Annotated in this window: 1 pseudogene; it reads left to right on the top strand. The window is 43.0% G+C overall.

The window, feature by feature from the left end:
• Nucleotides 1-256: pseudogene (locus tag DWX61_RS19115) on the top strand (RNA-guided endonuclease TnpB family protein); the annotation flags it as partial.

Below are 256 nucleotides of genomic sequence, written 5' to 3'. Positions count from 1 at the left end.
AATCAAAGAAGCATGCAAGAAATTCATATACGACCAATGCACTAAACGGAAATATCCTTTTGCAGGATACCCATCTGAAGCTTCCAAAGATGTCCGTCATAAGGATAAAACTTCACCGTCAGATTCCATCAGACTGGAAACTGAAGTCTGTAATTGTGAGCCGTGAGCCATCCGGGAAATATTTTGCCAGCCTTTTGTTCTGCTGTGAGGACCAAACAGTGGAAAAAAGACCGGCAGAGAGATTTCTTGGGATCGA

This window comes from Ruminococcus sp. AF20-12LB, from assembly GCF_003478985.1.
Taxonomy (GTDB): domain Bacteria; phylum Bacillota; class Clostridia; order Lachnospirales; family Lachnospiraceae; genus Blautia_A.
The sequence above is the reverse complement of the archived record's forward strand: the minus strand, read 5'-3'. Positions and strand labels throughout refer to the sequence as shown.